Annotated in this window: 20 protein-coding genes and 2 pseudogenes; 9 read left to right on the top strand and 13 right to left on the bottom strand. The window is 62.8% G+C overall.

The window, feature by feature from the left end:
* Window positions 1-56 precede the first annotated feature (56 nt).
* The 3 genes from JQ573_RS12730 (at window position 57) to JQ573_RS12740 (ending at window position 4,304) form a co-directional block, all read left to right on the top strand.
* On the top strand, window positions 57-809 hold the full coding sequence (locus JQ573_RS12730) for a GntR family transcriptional regulator (protein WP_212310210.1): 753 nt from the start codon (window positions 57-59) through the stop codon (window positions 807-809).
* 95 nt (window positions 810-904) lie between these two features.
* A complete protein-coding gene (locus JQ573_RS12735) occupies window positions 905-3,883 on the top strand; it encodes an FAD-binding and (Fe-S)-binding domain-containing protein (protein WP_212310211.1) in 2,979 nt (992 codons plus the stop codon).
* On the top strand, window positions 3,876-4,304 hold the full coding sequence (locus JQ573_RS12740) for a heme-binding protein (protein ID WP_212310212.1): 429 nt from the start codon (window positions 3,876-3,878) through the stop codon (window positions 4,302-4,304). The genes JQ573_RS12735 and JQ573_RS12740 overlap by 8 nt, the downstream gene beginning before the upstream one ends.
* Before the next feature lie 131 nt (window positions 4,305-4,435).
* Here the strand turns inward: JQ573_RS12740 and JQ573_RS12745 are convergent, their stop codons facing one another.
* Window positions 4,436-5,041 carry a hypothetical protein gene (locus JQ573_RS12745; RefSeq protein WP_212310213.1) on the bottom strand — a complete coding sequence of 202 codons (606 nt, stop codon included), beginning with the start codon at window positions 5,039-5,041 and terminating at the stop codon, window positions 4,436-4,438.
* A gap of 840 nt (window positions 5,042-5,881) precedes the next feature.
* Here JQ573_RS12745 and JQ573_RS12750 point away from each other — a divergent pair.
* The gene (locus tag JQ573_RS12750) at window positions 5,882-7,657 is read left to right on the top strand and encodes a hypothetical protein (protein ID WP_212310214.1); all 1,776 of its coding nucleotides are present in this window, start codon (window positions 5,882-5,884) and stop codon (window positions 7,655-7,657) included.
* A gap of 81 nt (window positions 7,658-7,738) precedes the next feature.
* On the opposite strand, the pseudogene JQ573_RS40155 reads toward JQ573_RS12750, so the two are convergent.
* The 4 genes and pseudogenes from JQ573_RS40155 to JQ573_RS12765 all read right to left on the bottom strand — a co-directional run.
* Window positions 7,739-7,909, bottom strand: a pseudogene (locus tag JQ573_RS40155) (enoyl-CoA hydratase/isomerase family protein); the annotation flags it as partial.
* Between the two features lie 432 nt (window positions 7,910-8,341).
* On the bottom strand, window positions 8,342-9,121 hold the full coding sequence (locus JQ573_RS12755) for an enoyl-CoA hydratase/isomerase family protein (RefSeq protein ID WP_212310215.1): 780 nt from the start codon (window positions 9,119-9,121) through the stop codon (window positions 8,342-8,344).
* A gap of 78 nt (window positions 9,122-9,199) precedes the next feature.
* Window positions 9,200-11,299, bottom strand: a complete 2,100-nt coding sequence (locus tag JQ573_RS12760; RefSeq protein ID WP_212310216.1) for a molybdopterin oxidoreductase family protein — start codon at window positions 11,297-11,299, stop codon at window positions 9,200-9,202.
* Between the two features lie 123 nt (window positions 11,300-11,422).
* Window positions 11,423-12,493, bottom strand: a complete 1,071-nt coding sequence (locus tag JQ573_RS12765; RefSeq protein WP_212310217.1) for an ABC transporter substrate-binding protein — start codon at window positions 12,491-12,493, stop codon at window positions 11,423-11,425.
* A gap of 175 nt (window positions 12,494-12,668) precedes the next feature.
* Here JQ573_RS12765 and JQ573_RS12770 point away from each other — a divergent pair, with 175 nt between their 5' ends.
* The 4 genes and pseudogenes from JQ573_RS12770 to JQ573_RS12785 all read left to right on the top strand — a co-directional run bounded on the left by JQ573_RS12770 (window position 12,669) and on the right by JQ573_RS12785 (window position 16,073).
* Window positions 12,669-13,619: a Bug family tripartite tricarboxylate transporter substrate binding protein gene (locus JQ573_RS12770; RefSeq protein WP_409334670.1), complete on the top strand. Its 951-nt coding sequence runs from the start codon at window positions 12,669-12,671 to the stop codon at window positions 13,617-13,619.
* Between the two features lie 40 nt (window positions 13,620-13,659).
* Entirely contained in the window at window positions 13,660-14,358 is a 699-nt protein-coding gene (locus tag JQ573_RS12775; protein ID WP_212310219.1) for a substrate-binding domain-containing protein, read from the top strand.
* Window positions 14,359-14,369: 11 nt separating this feature from the next.
* Window positions 14,370-14,795, top strand: a pseudogene (locus JQ573_RS12780) (TRAP transporter large permease subunit); the annotation flags it as partial.
* Between the two features lie 186 nt (window positions 14,796-14,981).
* On the top strand, window positions 14,982-16,073 hold the full coding sequence (locus JQ573_RS12785; RefSeq protein WP_212310220.1) for an amidohydrolase family protein: 1,092 nt from the start codon (window positions 14,982-14,984) through the stop codon (window positions 16,071-16,073).
* A gap of 15 nt (window positions 16,074-16,088) precedes the next feature.
* Here JQ573_RS12785 and JQ573_RS12790 read toward each other — a convergent pair whose 3' ends face one another.
* From JQ573_RS12790 to JQ573_RS12820, 7 genes are all read right to left on the bottom strand, one after another.
* Complete coding sequence (locus JQ573_RS12790; protein ID WP_212310221.1) at window positions 16,089-16,358, bottom strand: hypothetical protein; 270 nt, start codon at window positions 16,356-16,358, stop codon at window positions 16,089-16,091.
* Between the two features lie 139 nt (window positions 16,359-16,497).
* Window positions 16,498-17,235, bottom strand: coding sequence for a Crp/Fnr family transcriptional regulator (locus JQ573_RS12795; RefSeq protein WP_092115577.1), 738 nt, complete (start codon window positions 17,233-17,235; stop codon window positions 16,498-16,500).
* 296 nt (window positions 17,236-17,531) lie between these two features.
* On the bottom strand, window positions 17,532-18,371 hold the full coding sequence (locus tag JQ573_RS12800; protein WP_212310222.1) for a phosphodiesterase: 840 nt from the start codon (window positions 18,369-18,371) through the stop codon (window positions 17,532-17,534).
* A gap of 9 nt (window positions 18,372-18,380) precedes the next feature.
* On the bottom strand, window positions 18,381-19,439 hold the full coding sequence (locus JQ573_RS12805) for an ABC transporter ATP-binding protein (RefSeq protein ID WP_212310223.1): 1,059 nt from the start codon (window positions 19,437-19,439) through the stop codon (window positions 18,381-18,383).
* Window positions 19,436-20,221, bottom strand: coding sequence for an ABC transporter permease (locus JQ573_RS12810; RefSeq protein ID WP_212310224.1), 786 nt, complete (start codon window positions 20,219-20,221; stop codon window positions 19,436-19,438). Before JQ573_RS12810 ends, JQ573_RS12805 begins: the two co-directional genes overlap by 4 nt.
* Before the next feature lie 4 nt (window positions 20,222-20,225).
* Window positions 20,226-21,041: an ABC transporter permease gene (locus JQ573_RS12815; protein WP_212310225.1), complete on the bottom strand. Its 816-nt coding sequence runs from the start codon at window positions 21,039-21,041 to the stop codon at window positions 20,226-20,228.
* Window positions 21,042-21,078: 37 nt separating this feature from the next.
* Window positions 21,079-22,083 carry an ABC transporter substrate-binding protein gene (locus tag JQ573_RS12820; RefSeq protein ID WP_212310226.1) on the bottom strand — a complete coding sequence of 335 codons (1,005 nt, stop codon included), beginning with the start codon at window positions 22,081-22,083 and terminating at the stop codon, window positions 21,079-21,081.
* 325 nt (window positions 22,084-22,408) lie between these two features.
* Between JQ573_RS12820 and JQ573_RS12825 the strand changes: the two genes are divergently transcribed.
* Window positions 22,409-23,428, top strand: coding sequence for a zinc-binding dehydrogenase (locus JQ573_RS12825; protein WP_312011460.1), 1,020 nt, complete (start codon window positions 22,409-22,411; stop codon window positions 23,426-23,428).
* A gap of 45 nt (window positions 23,429-23,473) precedes the next feature.
* Here the strand turns inward: JQ573_RS12825 and JQ573_RS12830 are convergent, their stop codons facing one another.
* On the bottom strand, window positions 23,474-24,178 hold the full coding sequence (locus JQ573_RS12830) for an ABC transporter ATP-binding protein (RefSeq protein ID WP_212310228.1): 705 nt from the start codon (window positions 24,176-24,178) through the stop codon (window positions 23,474-23,476).
* Window position 24,179 lies beyond the last annotated feature (1 nt).

A 24,179-nucleotide genomic window follows, 5' to 3' on the forward strand; every position in this document is an offset into this window, starting at 1 on the left:
TTGGTATTCGATTGTGGAGATCGACGCGACCGCGCCGGCAAATTATTGTTCAGAATATGAAATCTGCGATTCCCGAGACCGGGGTTCCAATCACCCAACCCGCCGCCGGCAACGGCAGCGACCGCCATGAAGTCTCGCTTCACGGCGAGATCCTGCTGCGGCTGCGCGACTACGTGGTGGAAGGCAACATTCCCGAAGGTGCTCGCGTTCCGGAACGCCAGCTGTGCGAAATGCTGGGGATCTCCAGGACGCCGCTGCGCGAAGCGCTCAAGGTGCTGGCCGCCGAGGGCCTGATCGAGCTGTTGCCCAACCGCGGCGCGCGGGTGCGCCAGCTCAGCCAGCGCGACCTCGAGGAGCTGTTCGACGTCATGGCCGGGCTGGAGAGCCTGGCCGGACGGCTGGCCTGCGAGAGCATCACGGACGAGGAAATCGCCGCGATCGAGCGGCTGCACTACGAGATGTACGGTCACTATCTGCACCGCGACATGCACGGCTATTTCCAGACCAACCAGCAGATCCACGAGCGCATCGTCGCGGCCGCGCGCAACGAGACGCTGAAGACGACCTACGCCAACTTCGCCGGCCGGATCCGGCGTGTGCGCTACTCCGCCAATTTCGCCCGCAAGCGGCAGCGCTGGGCCGAGGCGATGCGCGAGCACGAGGCGATCCTCGATGCGCTGCGCCGCCGCGCCGGAAGCGAACTCAGCGACATCCTGTTCGCCCATCTGCGCAACAAGCGGGGCGCCGCCCTCGAGCACCTCGCCGAGGCGCCGGACGCCGCCCCAGAGACGACGCCTCAGGGCAGCTAGTTGCTCATTTTGAATTCATAATGTAATTCTCGGCTCAATCGAATGAATAATTCCCGGGCAATATGGATTGCGCCGCGGATCACATCGGATCTGGGATGAAGAACGCCTCCTCGCTCGAACAGCGCCTGCGGTCCGAACTGACCGGCGACGTCTTTTTCGATGCCTTCAACCGCGGCCGCTACGCGACCGATGCCTCGTTCTACCAGATCATGCCGGCCGGCGTGGTGGTGCCGCGCACCGTCGACGAGGCGCTGCGGACGCTGGCGATCGTCCGCGACGCCGGGCGGATCGTCACCCCGCGCGGCGGCGGCACCTCGCAATGCGGCCAAACCGTCAATGACGGCATCGTGGTCGACCTCTCCAAGCACCTGAACCGGATCCTCTCGCTCGACGTCGAGAACCGCATCTGCGTGGTCGAGCCCGGCATCGTGCTCGACGATCTCAACCGTCAGCTGAAGAAGCATGGGCTGTGGTTTCCGGTCGACGTCTCGACTGCGTCGCGCGCCACGATCGGCGGCATGGCCGGCAACAATTCCTGCGGCGGCCGCTCGTTGCGCTACGGCACCATGCGCGACAATACGCTGTCGATGGATGCGGCACTCGCCGACGGCACGCTGCTGCATTTCGGCGAGGTGCCGCGCGACCTGACGCGGATCAATACTCCCGACAGCGGTGAGAGGCTGTTCCGCGACATGCTCGACCTCGGCGAGCGCGAGGCGGCCGAGATCGCAGACAAATTCCCCAAGGTGCAGCGCCGGGTCGGCGGCTATAATCTCGACGCGCTGGTGCCGCGCAACGCGCCGAACAACATGGCGCATCTTCTGGTCGGCTCGGAAGGCACCCTCGCCTTCACGACGCAGGTCGAGCTGAAGCTGTGGCCTGTCATCCGCAACAAGGCACTCGGCGTCTGCCATTTCGGCAGCTTCTACGAGGCGATGGATGCGGCCCAGCATCTGGTGAAGCTGCGGCCGATCGCTGTCGAGCTGGTCGATCGCACCATGATCGCGCTCGGCCGCGAGATCGCGATGTTCCAGCCGATCATTTCCGCCGCCGTGCGCGGCGACCCGGACGCGATCCTGGTGGTCGAGTTCGCCGAGGAAGATCGGGCCGACAACCTCGCCCGCCTGAAGCAGCTCGGCGAGCTGATGGCCGACCTCGGCTTCGGCTGGGACAAGCCGCAGCGCAAATGGGGCGGCGTGGTCGAGATCGTCGAGCCCGCGCTGCAATCCGGCATCGCCGATTTCCGCGCGGCCGGACTCAACGTCATGATGTCGATGAAGCAGGAGGGCAAGCCGGTCTCGTTCGTCGAGGATTGCGCGGTGCCGCTGCCGCATCTCGCCGATTATACCGAACGGCTCAATGCCGTGTTCGCCAAGCACGGCACCCGCGGTACGATGTATGCGCACGCCTCCGAAGGTTGCCTGCATGTGCGCCCGGTGCTCAACCTCAAGCTTGAGAAGGACGTCAAGGCAATGCGCGCCATTGCCGAGGAGGCCTTCGCGATGGTGCGCGAATACAAGGGCTCGCATTCCGGCGAGCACGGCGACGGCCTGGTGCGCTCGGAATTCCACGAGACCATGTTCGGCGCGCGCATCGTGGCAGATTTCCGCGAGATCAAGCAGCGCTTCGATCCGGACAATACGCTCAATCCGGGCAAGATCGTCGATCCGCCCAAGATGGACGACCGCTCGCTGTTTCGTTTTTCGCCGGACTATCGCGTCGGCGAATTGAAGACGGCGCTGGACTGGTCGGCCTATCCCGGCGCCGGCGGCGGTTTCCAGGGCGCGGTCGAGATGTGCAACAACAACGGCGCCTGCCGGAAACTCGAAGGCGGCGTGATGTGCCCGTCCTATCGCGCGACGCGCAACGAGAAGGACGTTACCCGCGGCCGCGCCAACACGTTGCGGCTGGCGATCTCGGGCCAGTTGGGTGCGGACGCGCTGGCCTCCGACGAGATGATGGAGACGCTGAAACTTTGCGTCTCCTGCAAGGCCTGCCGCCATGAATGCCCGACCGGGGTCGACATGGCCAAGATGAAGATCGAGGTGCTGGCCGCCCGCGCCGCGACGCATGGCCTGTCGCTGCGCGACCGGCTGGTCGGCTATCTGCCGCGCTATGTCGATCTCGCCTCGCGCTTCGCGCCGCTCGCGAACTGGCGCAACAAGAGCCCGCTGCTACGCACGCTGTTCGAGAAGCTCGCCGGGATCAGCGCCAAGCGCGCGCTGCCGGCGTTTCGCCGCGACACCTTCCGGCCGGACGCCGAGGTGCTGGGTCCGCCTGAAGGGCGCGAAGTCGTGCTGTTCGCCGATACGTTCAACCGCGGCTATGAGCGGGAAAATCTCGACGCCGCGATCGAGGTGCTGGTCGCCGGCGGCTACCGCGTGCATCTGCCCAAACCGTCGGACGGCCGCCGGCCGCCGTGCTGCGGACGGACGTTCCTGTCGGCGGGTCTGGTGGAGCAGGCCCGAGCCGAGCTCGACCGGCTGGTGGCGACCTACGCGCCGTTCGCGGCGCGCGGCGTGCCGATCATCGGTCTCGAGCCGAGCTGCCTGCTGACCCTGCGCGACGAGCTGCTGTCGCTGCGTTCGGATGACGCCGCGAAGGCCGTCAGCGCGCATGCCCTGCTGTTCGAGGAATTTCTGGTGCGCGAGGCCGAGGCTGGACGCCTCGCCCTGCCGCTCGGCGCGGTCGCGGGCAAGGCGGTCGTGCACGGTCATTGCCATCAAAAGTCTTTCGGCGCGTTCAAGCCGGTGGAGAAGGTGCTGCGCCTGGTGCCCGGTCTCGACGTCAAGACCATCGAGTCGAGCTGCTGCGGCATGGCCGGCGCGTTCGGCTATGGCGCGGACACCTATCAGGCCTCGATCGAGATGGCCGAGCTGTCGCTGCTGCCTGCGGTGCGTGGCGCGGATCAGGACACGCTGATCGTGGCCGACGGCACCTCCTGCCGGCACCAGATCAAGGACGGCAGCGGACGCACGCCGCTGCATGTCGCCAGCGTCTTGGCGATGAGCCTGAAACGTGCGACATCGAAATCCGACCAATCATTGCCGACAAAGGAAGAGGCCCATGGCTGAGCTCACTCTCGAAACCGCCCGCAAGATTCTGGATGCCGCGCTCGCCAAGGGCGTCGAGAAGAAGCTCAAGCCGCTGGTGGTCACCATCCTCGACGCCCGCGGCGCCGTGAAGGTCACGGCGGCGCAGGACGGCACCAGCCTGATGCGGGCGGAGATCGCCCACGGCAAGGCCTATGGCGCGCTGGCGCTCGGGATGGGATCGCGGGCGCTGTTTCAGCGCGCGCAGGAGCAGGCCTATTTCATCGACAGCGTGAACACGCTGGCGCAGGGCCGGCTGGTGCCGGTCCCCGGCGGCGTCCTGATCATGGACGGCTCGACCCTGCTCGGCGCCGTCGGCGTCAGCGGCGACACCTCAGACAATGACGAGATCTGCGCCGTAGCCGGCATCGAAGCCGCTGGCCTGAAGGCCAACGCGGGCTAATCCGCTCCACTTCGCTCCAGCGGTCTTTGGAGTCAGTGAGCCTGGGGAGCTGATGCTGTCGATGATGCCGGTAGCTGGCATCATCGTGGTGTTCCGGGGAACCGAGCGAAAATTGTCTCGTTGCTGCTTCCCTATTCGCACCACCCGGACAAAATCATCACGAGCGCGACCGTATCTGGATTTGGCGCCGGTGCGAGCGTCGCGCCCTCGGCTCTCCACGCCATCTCAATATTCGGAACACCGTTCACTAGACCGACCGGTGCATGGACGATCAATGTCGACATGTAGCCGCCATCGAAGATCGGTGAGAGCGCCCATGTCGAACCCGGAGCGCGAAACCAGGCGTAGACCGTCGCGGTCCACTGGTTCGGACCAGTGATGTAGGAGTTACCGGTCAGGATGACCTCCTTCGCTGTGGCGGGAATGTTGAACTGGGGCCAAAGCGGGATTTGTGTCCATGTGTTCGCGCAGGCATCCTTCGGACCTGTTCCATCCGAACAAGTCGCTGGCGTTGTGTTCGGCGCGAAGTTGCATGGATGAAATTCATAGGGAGTGCCGTCATACCCCGGGCACACGCCCCAATTCGGCAAGCTCGTATTGTTGAACACGATGGTCGGGTCGCGGACATTGTTCGGATTGAAGTGCCATGTCGTGCAGGTGTTGGTCCAGTTGGTCTGAGCTGCAAACGCTGGCGCGAAAGCGAGCCACGTGACAAGCGTGACGATCAATTTACGCATCTACGGCTTCCATCCTCGACGATGATGATGCTGACAGAGCCTGTTCTCACGAACAATGCTCGCGAACTGCCTCGTTGACCTCATGACTAGTGCCTTCGTGTCACGGCACCTGCAGGCCTGTCTTCATGGACAAGCAACGTTTTTCGCCGCCGCGTCGACCCAGCGATCCGAGCGCTTGTAGTAGGAATAGCCGTTTGAATTTGCCGCCTGAATGGAGAGATTTCCGGGCTGGGTCGGATCTCCATAGCAAGCAAGCGTCCCCACCGAGTCAGCTGGGTCGCAAGTTGGCCTTGAGCTGCATCAAACTGAGCTTCCGTCGTCTGCGTCGCAGCCGACGCGATCTGATTGAGCTGGTTCGTAGAAAAGAATTGCAGTTGCAAACCTGGTTGCGAACTAGATGGCGCAGACGCCTTCACAGAGAAGCTCAATACGCAAAGCACAAACGTCAGCACCAGCCTGAGCATTGGATCCCTCGCGATGGCTTAGAGAGATTTCAAACTCTTCTTGTTTCGATCCAAATATTCTATCTATAATTGATTGTCTGCACACAATCATCCAAATGTTGTAACAGTATGATGACAGGACAGAAGAGATCGCCGCTGGTTGTCTACATGAGAAGTGGCTCGATCATCTACGAAGCCTTGAGAAGCCAGCGTCGTGGATCTGACATTTGCGTAAACTAGCCGAACGCTCGCGTAGCCTAGTGTCGCACGCGTATTTGGCGATTGAAGTCCCTCCCTCAAATCCTCGTTCTTTATCCTGATCAACTTCTGCTTTGGACAATACGACAAGCGGCTACGCACTTCCGTGCATCAATCCGAGATCTACAGGACAGCAAAAATGAACCAGAATGCCCGCCGCACTCGGCGCAAAATGACGCCTCTGGCCAGAGCCCGATCTCAAATTGCCTTCCTGTTGTCTTCCCTGCTGCTTGCCTTCATCGTTGCGAGGCCAGCGCACGCTCTCAGCTCAGATCCATGCAGATTCCCCGGAGCCGGTCCGACGAGTTGGGATCCGGCAGGAACCATGAACCGGTCGTTCGATCCGGCTTGGGTAAGTGCGATACGGCAGAGCCCCGCCGTGTTCGCACAGTTGGTGGGCGCTCCCGGGGCTTCAAATACCCAATGCCTGAACGCGCTCAGTATGTTCCTGAAGGCCAACAACAGCTCCCTTTGCGGTTCGCTAGCGCCGGACGGCCTCAAGCTGATTGTGGCGACCGCCTTCTCTTATGAGTCCGCATCCTACGGCAGTTCGCGCGCAGCAGGCTCTGCATCGAACCTTCTGAACAACAGCTACGTGTCGCAGAGTGGCGACTATTTGCTGTCTTGCAGCCAGTACGTGTCGCTGGCCATACGTCTTTACTACTGGATTTATCAAGCCTCAGGAATGAGCCCACCCGCCGGGATAAAGATTCACACCGTGGGATGGCGGTCCGACCCGACGACCCCAAACCCCGTCGGCAATCACGCCCAATTTTTTGTGACGGGTGTCGGGCCGAACATGCTCCTCGACCCCACTGCTAATGTCATCGCTAGTACAACACTTAAGAACCACTTGAACGGGACTCTTGTTTCTCCCAATCAGGTCGTGAATGGCATCAGCCTTCGTTCCATAGCGTCGTCGATCCCGAGCTTTCCTGCGACGGTGGTCGGCTCGCTCACGAGTACGAATGGCGGTCACTATCAGGGCGGGAAATTCCTGATGTATTCCCTGCTGACCGCATTCGCGAGCGATCCGACGGAAGCTCAATGGGTGGTCGACGCTGGAACGCCTGCCTTCGTGGACACGGTCGTGCCAGGACCATCGGGCGACTATTACTACAAGACGGGGGCCGGAGTGCTATGGCAGGTTGATAGTACTGGCATCACGTTGGCTGGCCCCGGTGTTGCCGCGATTGCAGCGGGGCCAGGACCATCATCAGTGTTTCAACTGACGAAGGCGGGTGCGCTTTGGCAGCGCACGCCGTCAGGTTGGGTTTTGGCGGCGGGTAGCGGAGTCGCTCAGATTGCGAGCGGCCAAGGTGGCGCCGCCATCTACGAACTGACATCCGACGGTCGCCTGTACGTGCTGACGACCACCGCTAGCTGGACCCAGGTGCGCACCGGTGTGAAGGCAATTGCGACGGGGATGAACGGCCAAGGCCTCTACGTCGTCTATTCATCGGGGCTGTTCTCGATCGTCTCGTCCAGCGGGGAGACGGTAGCCTCCTATTCCGGAATTGTCGGGGTGACGAGCTTGCGGCAAGGAGAGTTCGTCGCATACTGGAGCTCAAATGGCCTCTATCTTCATTCGACCATTGGCGGCGCGTTCGGCCCGATCAACAGCCAGCTGAGCAAATTGCTCGTAGGCGTCGGCCAACAAACTCTTGACGTCCTGCAGACTGACGGACGGGTGTGCACCGGAAATCCAGTCGGCAACCCCACGGGCAGTCCGCCGCAGTACTTCCTGAGCTCCGGGATCAACCTGGGCAGTACTTTTTCGCCTTGCGTATCGCCACCGAACAATATCGGCGGTTCGGTGTATTCGTCGATTCAGCTTATCAACGACGGTGTCTACCTTCAAGCGACGCCGGCCGGCGGCGGGAATGCGATAATTGGCCAAGCCACCTCTTTTTAGCCGCTCGACACAGCGTTCTGATCAATTGGCTTGGGATTTCGAGAGCGGGTAACCGCTCTCGAACGACGAGTATGACCCTATCTATCGCCCGGTCCAGGTCGGCTTGCGCTTCTCGCCGAACGCCTTGGGCGCCTTCCTTGGCGTATTCGGTCATCGCGAGCAGTGCTATCTAGCTTTCGGTGTAGCGATGCTCTCGTCGAACGGCATCGACGCGATCGCCCGCATCGCATATTTGCCGCGACGGATCGCAGTCGTTCGCGGAGGCTCTTCAACCGGAACGCATCGCGCGGTGCGTTTCGGCTCTCCCCGCAGACGGGCCGTTGCGAGCAAGCGGAGCACTATTTCGGAATAATGGAAATAGAGCACTGATTTGCCCGACGTGTCAAGCTGCCGCGTCGAACGCCGGCAGCCGCCCAGCTACTTTGCATGGGGTTGTTTTCGATATTTTGATACTGCGCGCCTGAGAGGACGTGAAGCTTTGTCCTTATCCACTGTTGTCGTCGCCCGGCCTGTGCGCAATTGCGCACATGGACCGGGCGACCCAGTACGCCGCGGCCTATCGGCTCAAGCACAACCGTCTCTGGAATACTGGATCACCCGCATGCGCGGGTGATGACACTGAGCAAGCCAATTCCGTCACCCTGAGCGGCCGTATGCAGCGAGGCGAAGCGGCAGAGTGATGCCTCAGCGTCCGGTCCAGGTCGGCTTGCGCTTCTCGCCGAAGGCCTTGAGGCCTTCCTTGGCGTCCTCGGTCATCGCGAGCAGCGCGATCTGGCTTTCGGTGTAGGCGATGCTTTCGTCGAACGACATCGACGCGATCGCCCGCATCGCGTATTTGCCGCGACGGATCGCAGTCGGTGACTTGTCGACGATGCGGCCGATCAGCCAATCGACCTTGGCGTCGAGCTCGGCTGCCGGCACGACGTAGTTGAGAAGACCCGCGGCCTGTGCGGTCTTCGCATCGAACGGCTCGCCGGTCAGCGCCCATTCGTTGATGAGGCGTGTCGGGGCGATCGATTGCAGCAGGCTCAGCACCTGCATCGGAAACACGCCGACCTTCACCTCGGGCAGGCCGAAGATCACCTGGTCGGCGGCCACCGCCATGTCGGTCATGCACAGCAGGCCCATGCCGCCCGCCATGCAGACGCCGCCGACCCGCGCGATCGCGGGCTTGGTCGCGTTCTGCGACAGCCGCAACAGGTCGGCATAGTCGACATTGGGACGCGAGAAATCCATCGAGAACGCCGCGCCGCTGTTCTGCAGATCGGCGCCGGCGCAGAACGCCTTGTCGCCCGCGCCCGTCAGCACGATGACGCGCACGTCCTTGTCGTCATGCGCCTCGCGATAGCCCTTGGCGATGCCCGCGATCACACCGGCATTGAGCGCGTTGCGCTTGTCCGGGCGGTTGATGGTGATCCAGTACGCCTGCCCGCGCTTTTCGAGAAGAACGCTGTTGTCGGTCATGTTTCCTGCCTGTTTCTTGCCTGTACGCTGGTGTCAGCGCACATTTGCGGCAGGATCGGCGCCGACTGCAAGCAGGATTTATGCGGCGGCGGACGCCTTCCTGATCCAGACCTTGTTGTCGTGGAACGCGGCGCCGCCAAGCGGCGCGACGGCCTCCGCCCCGGTCAGCATGTTGATGCCGCGGCCGCCGATGTGAGACTTGTTCGGATGGATCGACTCGGCGATCAGCACGCCGCGGCGAACGCCATCGAACAGTTTTGCGGTCAGCGTGGTCTCGCCACGCATGTTGCCGAGCGTCACGGCCTCCCCGTCGGCGATCGAAAGCGCGGCCGCATCATCAGGGTGGATCATCACGGTCGGCGCGCCTTCGCGGGCCTGCGACGACGGCGTTTCGTTGAAGCTGGTGTTGAGGAAGCTGCGCGACGGCGACGTCGCGAGCCGGAACGGATGCTGCGCGTCCGCCTCCTCGATGATGGTCCAGTGGTCGGGCAGCGAGGGCATCCTGTCCCACGCGCCCATCAACCCGCCCGCGCCGACCGGGACCTTGCCCCAATCGACCTTGAAGTGGAACTTCTTGTCGGAATGAGCAAAGCCGTCGAGATAGTGCGAGGTGCGGAAATCCGGCTGCAGATCGCGCCAGATGTCAGCCTCCAGCGTCTCGATATCGCCGTGCCCGCTTTTCCTCAAAGTTGCGTCTATCAGCTGACGCGGCGTCATGTCGAAACCGGGATGCACAGCATTGAGCCTGCGGCCAAGCCCCTGCAGCACCTCGTGGTTGGAGCGGCACTCGCCGGGCGGATCGATCAGCTTCGGGCCGACCGAGATGTGCTGGTGACCGCCGCCGTAATAAAGGTCGTCGTGCTCCATGAACATCGTCGCCGGCAGCACGATGTCGGCCATTTGCGCCGTCTCGGTCATGAACTGCTCATGCACCGCGACGAACAGATCCTCGCGGGCAAAGCCCTGGCGCACCAGCGCCTGCTCGGGCGCCACCGTCATCGGATTGGTGTTCTGGATCAGCATCGCCTTGACCGGCCCGCCGCCCTTCAGCGCCTCGGCATCGCCGGTCAGGATGCGGCCGATCTTCGATTGGTCGAGCACCCGCGTCGAGGGATCGATCGCGTCGTGGCCCTCGATGATCGACTCGTCGAAGCGCCAGATGCCGGCATTGTTGAAGAATGCGCCGCCGCCCTCATGTTGCCAGGCGCCGGTCACCGCAGGAATGCACAGCGCGGCGTGCATCTGCGCGGCACCGTTGCGGCTGCGGGTGAAACCGTAGCCAAGGCGGAAGAACGAGCGCTTGGTCGTCCCGACCAGCCGTGCGAATGCCTCGATCTCCTCGACCGGCACGCCCGAGATCGCAGAGGCCCATTCCGGCGTGCGGGTCTTCAGATGCGCTTCCAGCTCATCCGGGCAATCGGTATAGCGCGCGAGATAATCGCGATCGGCAAATCCCTCGCGGAACAGCAAATGCATCACGGCGCAGGCGAAGGCGCCATCGGTTCCCGGCCGCAGCAGAATCTTGATATCCGCCTGCTTCATGGTCTCGTTGTTGTAAACGTCGACCGCCGCAATCTTGGCGCCGCGCTCCTTCCGCGCGCGCGCTGCATGCGTCATCACGTTGACCTGGGTGTTCACCGGATTGGTGCCCCAGATCACGACGAGGTCGGAGACGCCCATCTCGCGCGGATCGACGCCGGCGATCTTGCCGGTCCCGGCGGCGAAGCCGATGCGCGCGATCGTCGAGCAGATCGTGCCGTAGAAGCGCGAATACTTCTTCACATGCGACAGCCGGTTGAGGCCGTCGCGCATCACGAGCCCCATGGTGCCGGCGTAGTAATAGGGCCAGACCGACTCGGCGCCGAATTCCCGCTCAGCAGCGTCGAATCGCGCCGCGATCTCGTCCAACGCCTCGTCCCAGGAAATCCGCGCGAACTGGCCGGAGCCCTTCGGGCCGGTCCGGCGCAGCGGATGCATCAGCCGCTCGGCGTGGTGAATCCGCTCGGCATAGCGCGCGACCTTGGCGCAGACCACTCCGGCCGTATAGGTCTGCCGTTTCGAGCCGCGCACCCTGCCGATCGAGCGTCCTTCGATCACCTCGACGTCGAGCGCACATGCCGAGGGGCAGTCGTGCGGACAGGTGGAATGGCGGATATCGATCTTGGCATGCTGGTTCATGCCAAATTGGTAACATCAAATATCCGCTCCGCCGAGGGGCATTATTGACCCAGTCCGGGCAAAAACCGCGCATAAGCCATGCGGCAAACGCCCAAATGCTCGGCTCCCGGTCCACTCCGTCCGTCAAACGCGGAAGATGCGGGTGTAGTGCGCCTTGATCGATTCCCCTTCCTTCTCCACCGCGGCGGGGTCGTCCTTCATCGTCTTGATGTCCTTTAACGGCTTGCGCCCGGCTTTCTCTTGAGCCTGCGCGTGGACCGACCTGAGGCCGCCGATCTCGACGTTGAGCTGCTGCCCCTCGCGCCCGAGCGCGAACGATTGAAACAGCCTTGCCGCATTCGGATGCGGACAGTCCTTGAAGATCCCGTTGGGGCCGACAATGATCGGCGACCCTTCGGTGGCGTAAACCGGCTCAACCGGGCGGCCGGCCTCCTTCAGCTGAAAGATGTTGTACTCGTTGCCGTCGGCCATCACCGCGCGCTCGCCGAGATCGAGCTTCTTCGGCGGATCGGTCGAGGACTGCACCTGCATGATGTTCTGCTTCGCGAGCTTCTCGAAGAAGCTCCAGCCAAGATCGCGCTGCATCTGATAGGTCGCGGTCATGATGGTGCCGCTATAGCCGGGGTGCCCCTTCACGATCTTGCCCTTCCATTTCGGATCGAGCAGATCGGCGAAGCTCTTCGGCGCCTCCTCGGCCTTCACGAGATTGGTGTTGTAGGCAATGATCGAGAGCCAGACCCGGAAGCTTGCGAACTGGCCATCCGGGTCGCGATGCTCCTCCGGATAGTATTTCGCGACCTCCTCCGGGACATAGGGCGCCAGAATGCCGTCGCGCTTCCACACGATGAAATGCGCGGCGTCGGAGGAATTGACAACGTCGACCGCGTGAATGCTGCTGGAATATTCCTGGCCGACGCGCTGGAACACACGCTCCGCGCCGGTGCGTTCGACACGCACAGTGATCCCCGCATACTTCGCCTCGAATGCCTTCGCCAGTTTCTCGGCGACCGGCAGATCGGTCGAGGTGTAGTAGACGACCTGGCCCTCTTTCTTCGCCGCCTCGATCAGCGTCGGCGTAACCGGTTCCGCAGCTGGCGCGGCGGCCATCACGCGTGTTGAAAAGGCGGTTCCTGCCAGCACGGCACTGGCGCCCTTCAGCAGATCGCGGCGCGATAGCCCAGGATGTTTCCTCATTTGATTCCCCGCACGCAATGGCGAAGTTTGAGTACACCGTCCTCCCGCCCTTGTTCCGATGCGCGAAGACGATGTCTGTCGTCGACAGATGCTTCAGGTTGCAGCTAGACTTCTGGTCAAGAAAGAAGACTAAAGTTGGGGGAGACGATCAATGGCGGGCTTTCGGTACGCCTTGATGTGTGTCGCGGCATTGCTGAGCGTGTCGATGTCCGGTTCACATGCGGACGCCGAGGGCTACCCTGCGCGGCCGGTCAGGATCATCGTTCCGTTTGGTCCCGGCGGTCCGGCCGATGTCGTTGCGCGCCAGATCGGCAGCATCTTGCAGGAAAACCTCGGCCAGCCCTTCGTGGTGGAGAACCGCACCGGCGCTGGCGGCGTGATCGGCACTCTCGAGGTCGCGAAGGCGCCGGCCGATGGCTACACCCTTCTGATGATGTCGAACACCCAGACCGCCAATGAATCGCTGGTGCCTCAGCGCAAATATGAGCTGATGCGCGACCTGACGCCGATCGCAACCCTGAACACTTCAGATCTGGTGATCGTGGTCCACCCCGCCGTGCCGGCCAGGACGCTGCAGGAGTTCATCGCGCTTGCAAAGGCAGAGCCCGGAAAGCTGAACTACGCCTCGTCGGGTCAGGGGACGCCGTATCACATGGCGGGCGAGTTGTTCAAAGCCATGGCCGGGGTCAACATCGTGCATGTGCCATACCGCAACAGTGGTGAGGCCCGCAGCGGCGTCATCGGCGGCCAGGTCCAGATGATGATCGACGCCGTTCCGGCGATGGCACCGAATGTTGCCGAGAACCAGGTGCGCGCGCTCGCAACAACCGGCAAGTCCCGTTCCGCGGTGCTATCAAACGTTCCGACCGTGACCGAGGCGGGCGTTACCGGTTATGAGGCAACGATCTGGCTCGGCCTGATGGCACCAGCGGGTACGCCGCAGCCGATCATCGAGAAACTCAACGCGGCCGTGAATGCCGCGGTCAGGCGGCCGGAGGTCGAGAAGTTTTGGGCCGAGCAGGGCGCGGTGCCGATGACGATGACGCCGGAAGCCTTCGACAAATTTCTGCGCGCCGATATCGTGAAGTGGGCAGATGTCGTCAAAAAACTCGACAAGACCGAATAGGCACGTAGCGGCCAAGACCGTGGTGACGGAACAGGTGCAAATGAAGACGTTGAACATCCTGAGCGGCGGCGCAGCGCAGGGACTGGTCTGCAGTCTTGCGCCAGCGTTTGAAGCCGAAACCGGCCTCGGCATTGCCGGTGATTTTGGCGCGGTCGGCGTCATGGCCGACAGACTGCGTGCCGGCATTCCGACCGACATCGTCATCCTGACCGCCGCGCTGATCGCGAAGCTTGCCGACGAGGGACTGGTTCTGCGCAGCTCGATCATCGACATCGGGCGTGTTGAAACCGCCCTCGCCGTCCGCGCCGGCGATCCGCCGGCAAGCGCAGAGGACGCCGCGGGCCTGCGCGCGGTGCTGCTCGATGCGGACGCCATCTTTGTGCCCGATACCAAGACATCAACCGCCGGAATTCACGTCGCCAAAGTGCTGGCGCAACTCGATATTGCCGACGCCGTCGCCGACCGGCTGAGAATCTATCCGAACGGCGCGACGGCGATGCGGCATCTAGCCGGGTCCAGTGACCGGCGGCCGATTGGTTGCACGCAATCGACCGAGATCATCAGCACGCAGGGCGTCGTGCTATCGGGCACGTTGCCGCCGCGATACGGGCTCGCGACCATGTATACGGCTGCCGTTGCAACGCAGGCCTCGGCTGCATCGCAGGCGCAGCGTTTGATCGCACTGCTGACGTCACCGGCGGCGTCGGAGCTCCGCAGCAATGCGGGCTTTGTCTCCTAACGCGCCAGTTCGTCGGCTACATCATGGCCCTGACGCAGATGCCGGCCAAGATGACCGCCTTCTTCCTGTCGATCTCCGATAACAAGTACGTCATCCTGCTCCTGATCAACGTCTTGCTGCTGGTGCTCGGCACGCTCGTCGACATGGCGCCATCGATCCTGATCGCCACGCCGATCCTGTTGCCTGTCATGAAGAACTTCGGCGTCGATCCGGTCCATTTCGGCATGATCATGCTGCTCAATCTCGGCATCGGCCTGTGCCATCCACCGGTCGGAGCAATTCTTTTTGTCGGCTGCGCGGTCGGCAAGGTCACGATCGAGCAAGTCATGCGCAAGATCTGGCCGTTCTATGCGGTGATGTTCTTTGTCCTGATGTGCGTGACCTATCTGCCGGAGATCTCGCTATGGCTGCCGCGGCAGCTCCAGGTGCTGCACTGAGGGCAAGCGGGCATCTTGCAGAACTGCGGCCGTCACCGGAACCCATCGACATCATCGCCAAGGCCGGGATCAAACCGGTCTGAGCAGATCAACATTGCGCGACACGCACAGCGTGTGACCTTGCGACCGTTCGCCGGCGCCCCTAGGCTCCCCGTCCATAACAAAAAGACCAGGGAGACGGTCGTCATGACCACAAGGCGGGATTTCCTGAAAGCGGGAGCAGCGGCGGCGGGCATCGTGTTCTGCGGCTGCGGGCTCGTCCACAATGCGAATGCGCAGCAATCGCGCCAGAAATTGCCGGTCACCGTCGACGGCAAGCGTATCAAGACGATCGATATTCACTCGCATTGCCACTTCCGTGAGGCCGGCGCCCTGCTCGGCGCCGACGCCGGAAAGCTGCAGCTGCCGCCGGTCAACGGCGCCTCTGAGGCCTTCGTCGAAATCGACAAGCGCCTTGCTGCGATGGACGCGCAGGCCGTCGATATGGAGGTGCTCTCGATCAATCCGTTCTGGTACGACCGCGATCGCGAGCTTGCCGGGAAGATCGTGAAGATCCAGAATGAAAAGCTCGCCGAACTCTGCGCTTCGAAGCCCGAGCGGTTCGCGGCCTTCGCCGCGCTGACGCTGCAGGCGCCGGACCTTGCGGTGCAGGAGCTGGAGACGGCCGTGAAGAAACAGGGGCTGAAGGGCGCGGCGATCGGCGGTGTGGTCGATGGCGTCGAATTCTCCGATCCCAGGTTTCATCCCGTGTGGGCCAAGGCCGAGGAACTCGGCGTCCCCCTGTTCATCCATCCGCAGGGCGTGCCCGAGCTCGGCAGGCGGCTCTCCGGCAATGGCTGGCTCGGCAACACCATCGGCAACCCGCTCGAGACCACGATCGCACTGTCCCATTTGATCTTCGAGGGCACGCTCGACCGCTTCCCGGGATTGAGGATCATCGCCGCACATGGCGGCGGCTATCTCCCCTCCTATGCCGATCGCTCGGACCATCCCTGCCTGGTCGGACCCAAGGGATGCAATCCGGAGATCAAGCTCCAGAAGGCGCCGACCGAATATCTCAAGCAGATCTACTTCGACTCGCTGGTGTTCACGCCTGAGGCGATCCGGCATCTCGCCGCCCAGGTTGGCGCCGGCCAGATTGTGCTGGGAAGCGACTATCCCTATCCATGGCAAATGGCACCGGCCGACCACATCTTCGCCTGCTCATCGCTGAGCGACGACGACAAGGCCAACATTCTCGGCCGGACTGCAGCCAAGCTGCTCGGCGTTGCCGCGTGACGACGGTGCCAACGATCAGTTGGCCTTCACCGTCCGCATCTCATTGCGCGGCAGCGCAGTGGGTGCCGGCTGCGCAATCTTGGTCAATGGATCGACATCGACGACGTCGGTTCCCGCGAACTCCGCTTGCGCCGCATCCGATATCCATTTGACCGCGGCGGGGTGGCTGACCAGCATCCCGATCAATGCAACGATCACGAGCACCGGCAAAGCGATCAGCTTGATGCTGAAGCTCCGGTAGTTGCTTTCCGGATCCCGCTGCCGGTTGTCGAAAGAGCCCTGCATGGATTCCTCCACAGTGCGAGTGTGCTCCACCGAAGCGTCACTTACCGCAGGGCACGCACGGCCGATGTGAATGGTTTCACAGGCTTTGTCCGGTTCACCGTTTCGTGAAGTGCGGGACTAACCGCGCAGACGGCAGCGACTACTCGCCGTCATCGGCCCCGGCGTCGACCAGCGCCTGCAGCGACTCGGGCTTCAGCACGACGATCGCGCCATGTTCGAGCCTGACCCAACCGCGTGTCGCCCACGCGCGGAGCTGCTTGTTGATGCTCTCGCGGGTCATCCCGACCATCTCGCTGATCTCCTGCTGGGTGATCGAGATGGTGCGCCCCTGCGGCTTGTGCTTGTCGCTCAGGCGCAGCAGCGCGCTCGCCAGACGGCCCGGCAAATCCTGCAGGATCACCTGCTCGACCTGGTCGCTGGTCCAGCGCAACCTTGCGCAAAGCAGCTCGATGAACTTCATCGCAAGCGTCGGCTGGCTGCGCACGAACGGAATGAACTCGCGCCGGTCGATGACGAACAGCTCGCAATTGGTGTTGGCGGTGGCATCGGCCGTCCGCGACAAGCCGTCGAGCAGCGCGATCTCCCCGAATATCTCTCCTGCCTCGATCAGGTTTAGGATCGCATTGCGACCATCCGGCGACGAGATGCTGATCTTCACCGTGCCCGAGATCACCGCGATCAGGCTGGTGCCCGGATCGCCCTTGGAGAAGATCGTCGTTCCGCGCTTCAGCGTGGTGTGCTTGGCATAGCGGCAGAGCTGATCGAATGCCTCGGGCTCGAGATCGGCAAAGTACGGATGCTTGCGCAGCACCGATAGCTTGTTGTTTGAAAACAACGGCGCGCCGGCAGTTCGTTCTATGGGCAGCGCACCGGTCATTGTGATCCAGACTGATTGTGTTGCGTTCGATCGGCGCGCCAGCAGCGCGACACACCGACAAGCCATCGATCAATGAAAGCGGAAAGGACTATAGCCCCACCGGGGGCCTACAGCAACAAAAGGTCCGGGCCGGTGAGATCGGGCTAGAAGGCATCGAAGGTACAATTTGGAATAAATATGCGGCTAGTTGCAACGCTCAATTGTAGGCAACGGCCGCCCTTGGTCTGGAAAACCCGCCCATCAACCGCAATCTCGCCTGGCAGGACCCGTCCGTGTGACGGGTCAACGCCACCCGCTCACAGCAGTTTGCCGTCCGGTCCAAAGAACGGATGCGGCCCATCGAACTGACCGATGGGGATCTGGTGTGTGACCAGCTGTCCAAAATCCTGCCCGGGAAACCATGTGTGCAAATGAAATGCGGGCGGTTCCACCTTGAACGATGGTTCGCGGAGCTGTCCGAGGTCCAGGTCGACCGCGTGGTTCGGCGCGGGGCATATTGTCACGGCAATCCCGGCGAAGGTGGTCAGCATCGCGCGATGGACGTGCCCGCACCCGATCAACCGCACACGCGGGTGACGCCTGACGATTTCCGCCAATGCGTCGGCATTGAAGAGGTCTTGCCGGTCCATGTGCCAGATGCCGCCCTTGAATGGCGGGTGGTGCAGGAAAAGCAGCGCCGGCCGGTCGACTGCGGTCGCCAGCGCCGCGTCCAGCCATTGCAGCGTGGACGCTTCGAGCATGCCGTGCGGCTTGCCGGCAACGCTTGAGTCAAGCAGCAGCAGATCGAGGCCATTCACTTCGATCTTCTGGTCGAGCGGACCTGTTGCGTGAACATAGGGCGCGGCCGGAAACGCTTCGCGCATCCACTGGCGCGAGTCGTGATTGCCGGGAATGCCGGCAAACGGCAGGCGCAGCGGCGCGAGCAACTGCTTGAGATAGTCGTATTCCTCGACCGACGGCGTATCGACAAGGTCGCCCGAGATGACGACGAAATCGGGCGCCGGCTCGAACGCGCCGAGCGCCGCCACACAGCGCTCAAGCGCCTTCGCGGTATCGACCCGGCCATAGGCCAGCGCTCCCGGCGGCTTGATGTGGAGGTCGGATATCTGTGCGATGAGAACCGGTTTCGGCGGCATCGATCAATCTCAGGGCTCGAAAGGGAGCAGACGAACGGCGTCGGCCGCGATCGAAAGCCCGATTCGATCGCCAACCTTGGCCTGGATTGTGTTAGGCGCGTCGACATTGAGTGGCTTGCGCGATGCACCACTCACGACAATTCGTTGCCGGTCGCCGATGAAGCTGACGGAATCAACTGCTCCCGAGAGCAGCCCTGCCCCGGCGTCCGTCACGCGAATGGTTTCGGGACGGATCATGACGGTCGCGTTCGACGCTGTCGCGCCACCCTCGATCGGCAATCGTCCGCCGGGCAGGATCAATGCGCCGTTCTCAATCGGAGCTTCAACTATATTCGCCGCTCCGATGAACTCCGCCACGAAGCGGTCCTTGGGTGCGAAGTAGACCTCGCGCGGCGTGCCGATCTGGGCGATCGCACCTTTCCGCATCACGACGATGCGGTCGCCCAATTCCATGGCTTCGGACTGATCGTGGGTGACGTAGATCGTCGTGATTCCGAGCGCGCGCAGCAACCGGTTGAGCTCGCCTCGCAGCCGATCGCGCAAGGCGGCATCAAGGGCGGTCAACGGCTCGTCGAGCAGCAAGATGCCCGGCCGGATCGCGACGGCACGTGCCAGTGCGACGCGCTGACGCTGGCCGCCCGAAAGCTGGTCGATGCGGCGGTTCTCCAACCCCGTGATGTTCGTAAGAGCAACCAACTCGGCGACGCGCGCGGCACGCTCGTGCCTGGCAACACCCCGGATCTTCAGGCCATAGGCGATATTGTCCGCGACCGTCATGTTGGGAAACAGGGCGTAGGACTGAAACACCATGCCGACATTGCGCCGCTCGATCGGGACCGAGGTCATATCCTTGCCGTCGAACAGCACCTTGCCGCCCGCATCGGGTAACTCGAGGCCCGCGATGATGCGCAGCATCGTGGTCTTGCCGCATCCGGATGGTCCGAGCAGCACCAGCGTCTCACCGCGCGCAATGTCGAGGGTCGCGGGATCGAGGGCCCGCGTCCCATCGGCAAAGGTCTTGCCGCACGCCTCGATCCGCACTGCTGCACCGTGCCCGGTCGTATTCATCGCTTGTGATTCCGGTCGGCCAGCAGCTGCATCGCAACCAGCAGCGGAATGATCATCACGAAGAAGATCAGCGTATAGGCCGAGGCCACTTCGAGCCGCATCGAGGCGTAGCTGTCGGCGAGCCCGATCGGCAGCGTCTTCGTCAGCGGCGTATGCAGCATCCAGGTCAGGTTGAACTCGCCGAGCGATAGCGTGACCACCATCAGTGCACCGGCGAGAATTCCCGGCAGCGCGTTCGGCACGATGACATCGCAAAAGCGTCGCCATGGCGATGCGCCGAGCGAGGCAGCCCCTTCATCGAGCGTCTTGATGTCCACGGTCGCAAACACCGCCATGACCGAGCGCACCATGAACGGCATGGTGAAGATCACGTGGCCGACCAGGATGAAGAACCAGGAGCGGCGAAAGCCGCCAAAGCTCCCATAGGCGAGCAACAGCGCAAGCGCGATCGCAAGCCCGGGGATCGCCAAGGGCAGCGTGATGATCTCCTCGACGATGCGGGCAAGGCGGCCTCCCCGCGCGTGCAGCGCGTAGGCCGCGGGAACGCCGGCGAGCAACGTGACGGCGAGTGTCGCGAAAGCGATCACGAAGGAGAGCAGGATGGTGCCGGCATAGAGTTCCCAGACCTGCACGACCCATTGCAGGGTCACGCCGGACTGAATGCCCCGGAAATAATTCACGGTGACGCCGGCGGAGATCGAAAGCCCTGCGGGCACTACCAGGAACGCCGCAACGAGCAGTGTGAAGATGAACTGGCCGGCAAAGATCAGGCGATCGCGCATGCTTTCACCCGGCCGCCGCGACCGCGCTTCCGCTGAACGTGCGGGCCAGCGCAAGGATGAACCAGGTGATCAAGCCGAGCCCCACCGACAGCGCCGCCGAGGTCGCGAAATTGGCGGCCAGCGTGAACTCGGTGTAGATCAGCATCGGCAGCACGTCGATGTTCGTCGCCAGCGTGAAGGCGGTGCCGAAGGCGCCCATAGCGGTCGCAAATGCGATCGCGCCGGACGCAACGAAGGCCGGCGCCAGTGCCGGCAACACGACGTCACGCTGCACTGCCCACGGGCTTGCGCCGAGCGAACGCGCGGCCTCCTCCAGCCCGATATCGAGCTTTTGCACGGCCGCCATGATGGTGAGGATCACGCGCGGGATCGAGAAGTAGAGATAGCCGAGGAAGAGCCCGTAGATCGAATAGGCGAAAACGAACTTCTCGCCGAAGATCCGGTTCGAGAGATCGCCGATCAGCCCTTGCCGGCCTGCCAACAGAATGATCATGAAGCCGACCACCACGCCGGGAAACGCCAACGGAAAGGTCAGCATCGCGATCAGCACGGCCCGCCCGGGAAAGCGGTGCCGCTGCAGGAACATTCCGGCGATCGTCGCCACGATCAGCGTGACGACCGTGGTTGCCGCCGCCAGCAGCACGGTATTGATCAGCGTTGCGCGATAACGGCCTTCGGTCAGGATTGCGAGGTATCCGGTGAGCCCGTGCGGCCCTTCGGCGCCCGCCACCACCAGCCGCGCCATCGGCAACAAGAAGAACGCCGTCGTCACCAGAACAAGCGGCAGCAGGCAGAGCCAAACGAAGGATTTTTGCGACATCGGAAGATTGGTGCCCCTGCGAGGGCACCATATTGCCTCAGCGGACCTCGGCGAGATAGCGGTCGACGAAGGCTTTTTGCACGTTTTCCATCTCGCCCCAGTCGACGCTCTTCGCGCGGGCATAGTCGCTGTCGGGGAGGAATTTGCCCTTCACGGAAGCAGGCAGCTCGATCGGGCGGGCCGGACGCAGATAGGCATTGGTCCAGATCGCCTGCCCCTTGTCGGACAGCAGATAGTCCATCACCTTCTTGGCCTTCTCCTTGTCGGGCGCGTTCTTCACGAGACCGACGACATAGGGAAACACCACCGAGCCCTCGCAGGGAATCACAAACTCGAAGTTGCCCTTCTCCGAATATTTCGCGCGGTAGGCGTTGAAGTCATAGTCGAACAGGATCGGCATCTCTCCCGAGACGACACGGGCATATGACGTCTGCTTGGGCACGATCGGATCGTTCTTGCGCAGTTCCTTGAAGAAGGTGATCGCCGGATCGAAATTGGTGGGCGAGCCGCCCAGCGCGAGATTGACGGCGACCGCGCCGACATAACCGACCGCCGCGGACGACGGGTCGAGATAGCCGACCATGCCCTTGTAGTCCGGCTTCAGGAGGTCCTTCCAGCAGGCCGGCACCGGCTTGCCGCCAAGCGCGTCCTTGTTCACGAACAGGCCGAGCGTCCCGGAGTGGATCGTGGTCCAGTAGCCGTCCGGATCCTTGAGACCGGCGGGCACCTGATCCCAATGCGCGGGCTTGTATGGCTCGAGCGCGTCCTGGGCCTTGGCCTTCATGCCGAAGGTCACGCCGAAATAGCCGATATCGCCGACCGGATTGCTCTTCTCGGCGAGGATCTGGGCCAGTGCCTGACCGGAATTCTTGTTGTCATGCGGGATATCGTAGTTGAGGTCCGCCTTGATCGCCTTCAGCATCGACGCCCAATCGGCCCATTCCGGCGGGCAATTGTAGCAGATCACGTCGGCCGCCTTGGCGGATTGCCACGGCGCGATCAGTGTCAGCGCCAGCAACGCAAGGACAAGGCGGATCTTCATGGCAGGCTCCGGTCTGGGAGAGGATGCAATGCGGATTTCAACATCAACGGGGGACCAAGTATAGGCCGCGCATGAAGGTTTTGCGACGCGCTTGCTGCCGTGCAGCAAATGCAGCAGTCCGGATGCCAATGACCGGAGGCTCGCGGCAAACCGTCGTTTCGCGCTAGGCTGCGAGCCAAAAGAGGAAGCGTCCATGTATCAGCCGCCCGGCGTCAAGACATCGTCCGACCTTCCCGTCCCCGACCTGATGAAAGCCTGGGTCCTTGGTGACCCCGACCAGCTCCTGCTTCGCGAGAAGCCGACGCCGATCCCGTCGCGCGCCGAAGTGCTGGTGCGCATCGACGCGGTTGCGATCTGCGCCACCGATCTCGAAATCATCCATGCCGGGTCGCCGGCAAGCATTCAAGGCGGCGCGCCCTTCAACAAGAACTTTACGCCGGGTCACGAATACATGGGCACGGTTGCCGCGCTTGGCCCTGATGTCGACGAGTTCAGGATCGGTGAGCGGGTCAGCGTGGAGATCCACGCCGGCTGCGGCCAATGCAAACGCTGCCGCCAGGGCATGTACACATCGTGCCTCAACTATGGAAAGCCGGAGAAGGGTCACCGCGCCAACGGCTTTACGACCGACGGCGGATTCGCCGAATACGCAGTAAACCACATCAATACGCTGGCGCGCGTCCCGGATACCATGAGCGATGCGGAAGCGACGCTCGTGGTGACTGCCGGGACGTCGATGTATGGCTTGACGGAATTGGGGGGATTGGTGGCCGGCGAGAGCGTCGTGGTGATCGGCCCAGGGCCGATCGGACTTCTCGCAGTTGCTGTGGCCAAGGCGCTTGGTGCAAGCCCGGTGATCCTGACCGGCACGCGCAACAAGCGGCTGGCGATCGGCCGGGAACTGGGGGCCGACCGCGTCATCAACATCAACGACGAAGACGCCGTTGATGTCGTGAAGCAACTAACAGGGGGGATCGGCGCGGACTATGTCGTCGAATGTGCCGGCACCGAAGCGACACTCAACCAGGCCATTCACATGACCAATCGGGGCGGCAAGATCTGTCTGGCCGCGTTCCCGCACGAGGCCGCGACGCTGGACGTTGCGCACCTCGTTCGAAACAACATCTATGCCTATGGCATCCGGGGCGAAGGCCGCAGCGCCACACACCGCGCGATGGAATTGATGGCAGCGAAGCGGTTCGACGCGACCAGGATCCACACGCATACGTTTCCGCTGGCGGACCTGCCGACGGCGCTCAGATATGCACGGGACCGCGTCGATGACGCGATCAAGGTTGTCGTTACCAATCGGAAAGCCGGTGCGATCGCGAGCGCTGCGGAGTAAAGTTCAGTACGTGCCGGTGGCGCGCGCGCTGATCCGGGAGCCTGCTCACACCGAGCAGTAGCGCTCCTTGATCTCGTCGTCGGCGAGCAGCGCCTGCGCCGAGGCCTGGTGCACCACCGCCCCCTGGTCCAGCACATAGGCACGATCGGCGATGCCGAGTGCGAGCTCGACGTTCTGCTCGACCAGCAGAACCGTCGTTCCCTGCGCCTTCATGCTGCTGAACAGCTCGAACATCTCGTCGACCAGGACCGGCATGATGCCCTCCGACGGCTCGTCCAGCATGATCAGGTCGGGCTTTGCGATCATCGCCCGCGCGATCGCCAGCATCTGCTGCTCGCCGCCGGACATCGTGACCGCCTCTTGATCCATGCGCTCGGCCAGCCGGGGGAAGATCGCAGCGATCTCGTCGATCAGCTCAGCTTCCCGCTTCTTCTCCTTCGAGGCCACCAGCCCGAGCCGCAAATTCTCCCGCACGGTCAGTCCCTGCACAATCCGTCGCTCCTCTGGGACGTAGGCGAGTCCCAACGCGAAGCGCACATGCGCCGGCTGGCGCAGCAGCTCTTCACCCTTGAAGGTGACCGAGCCGCGCGCCCGCCCCATCAACCCCATGATCGATTTGAGCGTCGTCGTCTTGCCGGCCCCATTGCGGCCGATCAGGCAGACGATTTCGCCCTTGCTCACCTCGAGACTGATGTCCTGTAACGCGTGACTTGCGCCATACCAGGCATTGAGCTTGCTGATCTGCAGCATC

It is taken from the genome of Bradyrhizobium sp. AUGA SZCCT0105 (assembly GCF_018129565.1).
GTDB lineage: Bacteria > Pseudomonadota > Alphaproteobacteria > Rhizobiales > Xanthobacteraceae > Bradyrhizobium.

What these genes read in the sequence shown, in the direction of transcription:
- JQ573_RS12730 (WP_212310210.1), top strand. Translation starts at nt 57, where the DNA reads ATGAAATCTGCGATTCCCGAGACCGGGGTTCCAATCACCCAACCCGCC.
- JQ573_RS12735 (WP_212310211.1), top strand. Translation starts at nt 905, where the DNA reads ATGAAGAACGCCTCCTCGCTCGAACAGCGCCTGCGGTCCGAACTGACC.
- JQ573_RS12740 (WP_212310212.1), top strand. Translation starts at nt 3,876, where the DNA reads ATGGCTGAGCTCACTCTCGAAACCGCCCGCAAGATTCTGGATGCCGCG.
- JQ573_RS12745 (WP_212310213.1), bottom strand. Translation starts at nt 5,041, where the DNA reads ATGCGTAAATTGATCGTCACGCTTGTCACGTGGCTCGCTTTCGCGCCA.
- JQ573_RS12750 (WP_212310214.1), top strand. Translation starts at nt 5,882, where the DNA reads ATGAACCAGAATGCCCGCCGCACTCGGCGCAAAATGACGCCTCTGGCC.
- JQ573_RS12755 (WP_212310215.1), bottom strand. Translation starts at nt 9,121, where the DNA reads ATGACCGACAACAGCGTTCTTCTCGAAAAGCGCGGGCAGGCGTACTGG.
- JQ573_RS12760 (WP_212310216.1), bottom strand. Translation starts at nt 11,299, where the DNA reads ATGAACCAGCATGCCAAGATCGATATCCGCCATTCCACCTGTCCGCAC.
- JQ573_RS12765 (WP_212310217.1), bottom strand. Translation starts at nt 12,493, where the DNA reads ATGAGGAAACATCCTGGGCTATCGCGCCGCGATCTGCTGAAGGGCGCC.
- JQ573_RS12770 (WP_409334670.1), top strand. Translation starts at nt 12,669, where the DNA reads ATGTGTGTCGCGGCATTGCTGAGCGTGTCGATGTCCGGTTCACATGCG.
- JQ573_RS12775 (WP_212310219.1), top strand. Translation starts at nt 13,660, where the DNA reads ATGAAGACGTTGAACATCCTGAGCGGCGGCGCAGCGCAGGGACTGGTC.
- JQ573_RS12785 (WP_212310220.1), top strand. Translation starts at nt 14,982, where the DNA reads ATGACCACAAGGCGGGATTTCCTGAAAGCGGGAGCAGCGGCGGCGGGC.
- JQ573_RS12790 (WP_212310221.1), bottom strand. Translation starts at nt 16,358, where the DNA reads ATGCAGGGCTCTTTCGACAACCGGCAGCGGGATCCGGAAAGCAACTAC.
- JQ573_RS12795 (WP_092115577.1), bottom strand. Translation starts at nt 17,235, where the DNA reads ATGACCGGTGCGCTGCCCATAGAACGAACTGCCGGCGCGCCGTTGTTT.
- JQ573_RS12800 (WP_212310222.1), bottom strand. Translation starts at nt 18,371, where the DNA reads ATGCCGCCGAAACCGGTTCTCATCGCACAGATATCCGACCTCCACATC.
- JQ573_RS12805 (WP_212310223.1), bottom strand. Translation starts at nt 19,439, where the DNA reads ATGAATACGACCGGGCACGGTGCAGCAGTGCGGATCGAGGCGTGCGGC.
- JQ573_RS12810 (WP_212310224.1), bottom strand. Translation starts at nt 20,221, where the DNA reads ATGCGCGATCGCCTGATCTTTGCCGGCCAGTTCATCTTCACACTGCTC.
- JQ573_RS12815 (WP_212310225.1), bottom strand. Translation starts at nt 21,041, where the DNA reads ATGTCGCAAAAATCCTTCGTTTGGCTCTGCCTGCTGCCGCTTGTTCTG.
- JQ573_RS12820 (WP_212310226.1), bottom strand. Translation starts at nt 22,083, where the DNA reads ATGAAGATCCGCCTTGTCCTTGCGTTGCTGGCGCTGACACTGATCGCG.
- JQ573_RS12830 (WP_212310228.1), bottom strand. Translation starts at nt 24,178, where the DNA reads ATGCTGCAGATCAGCAAGCTCAATGCCTGGTATGGCGCAAGTCACGCG.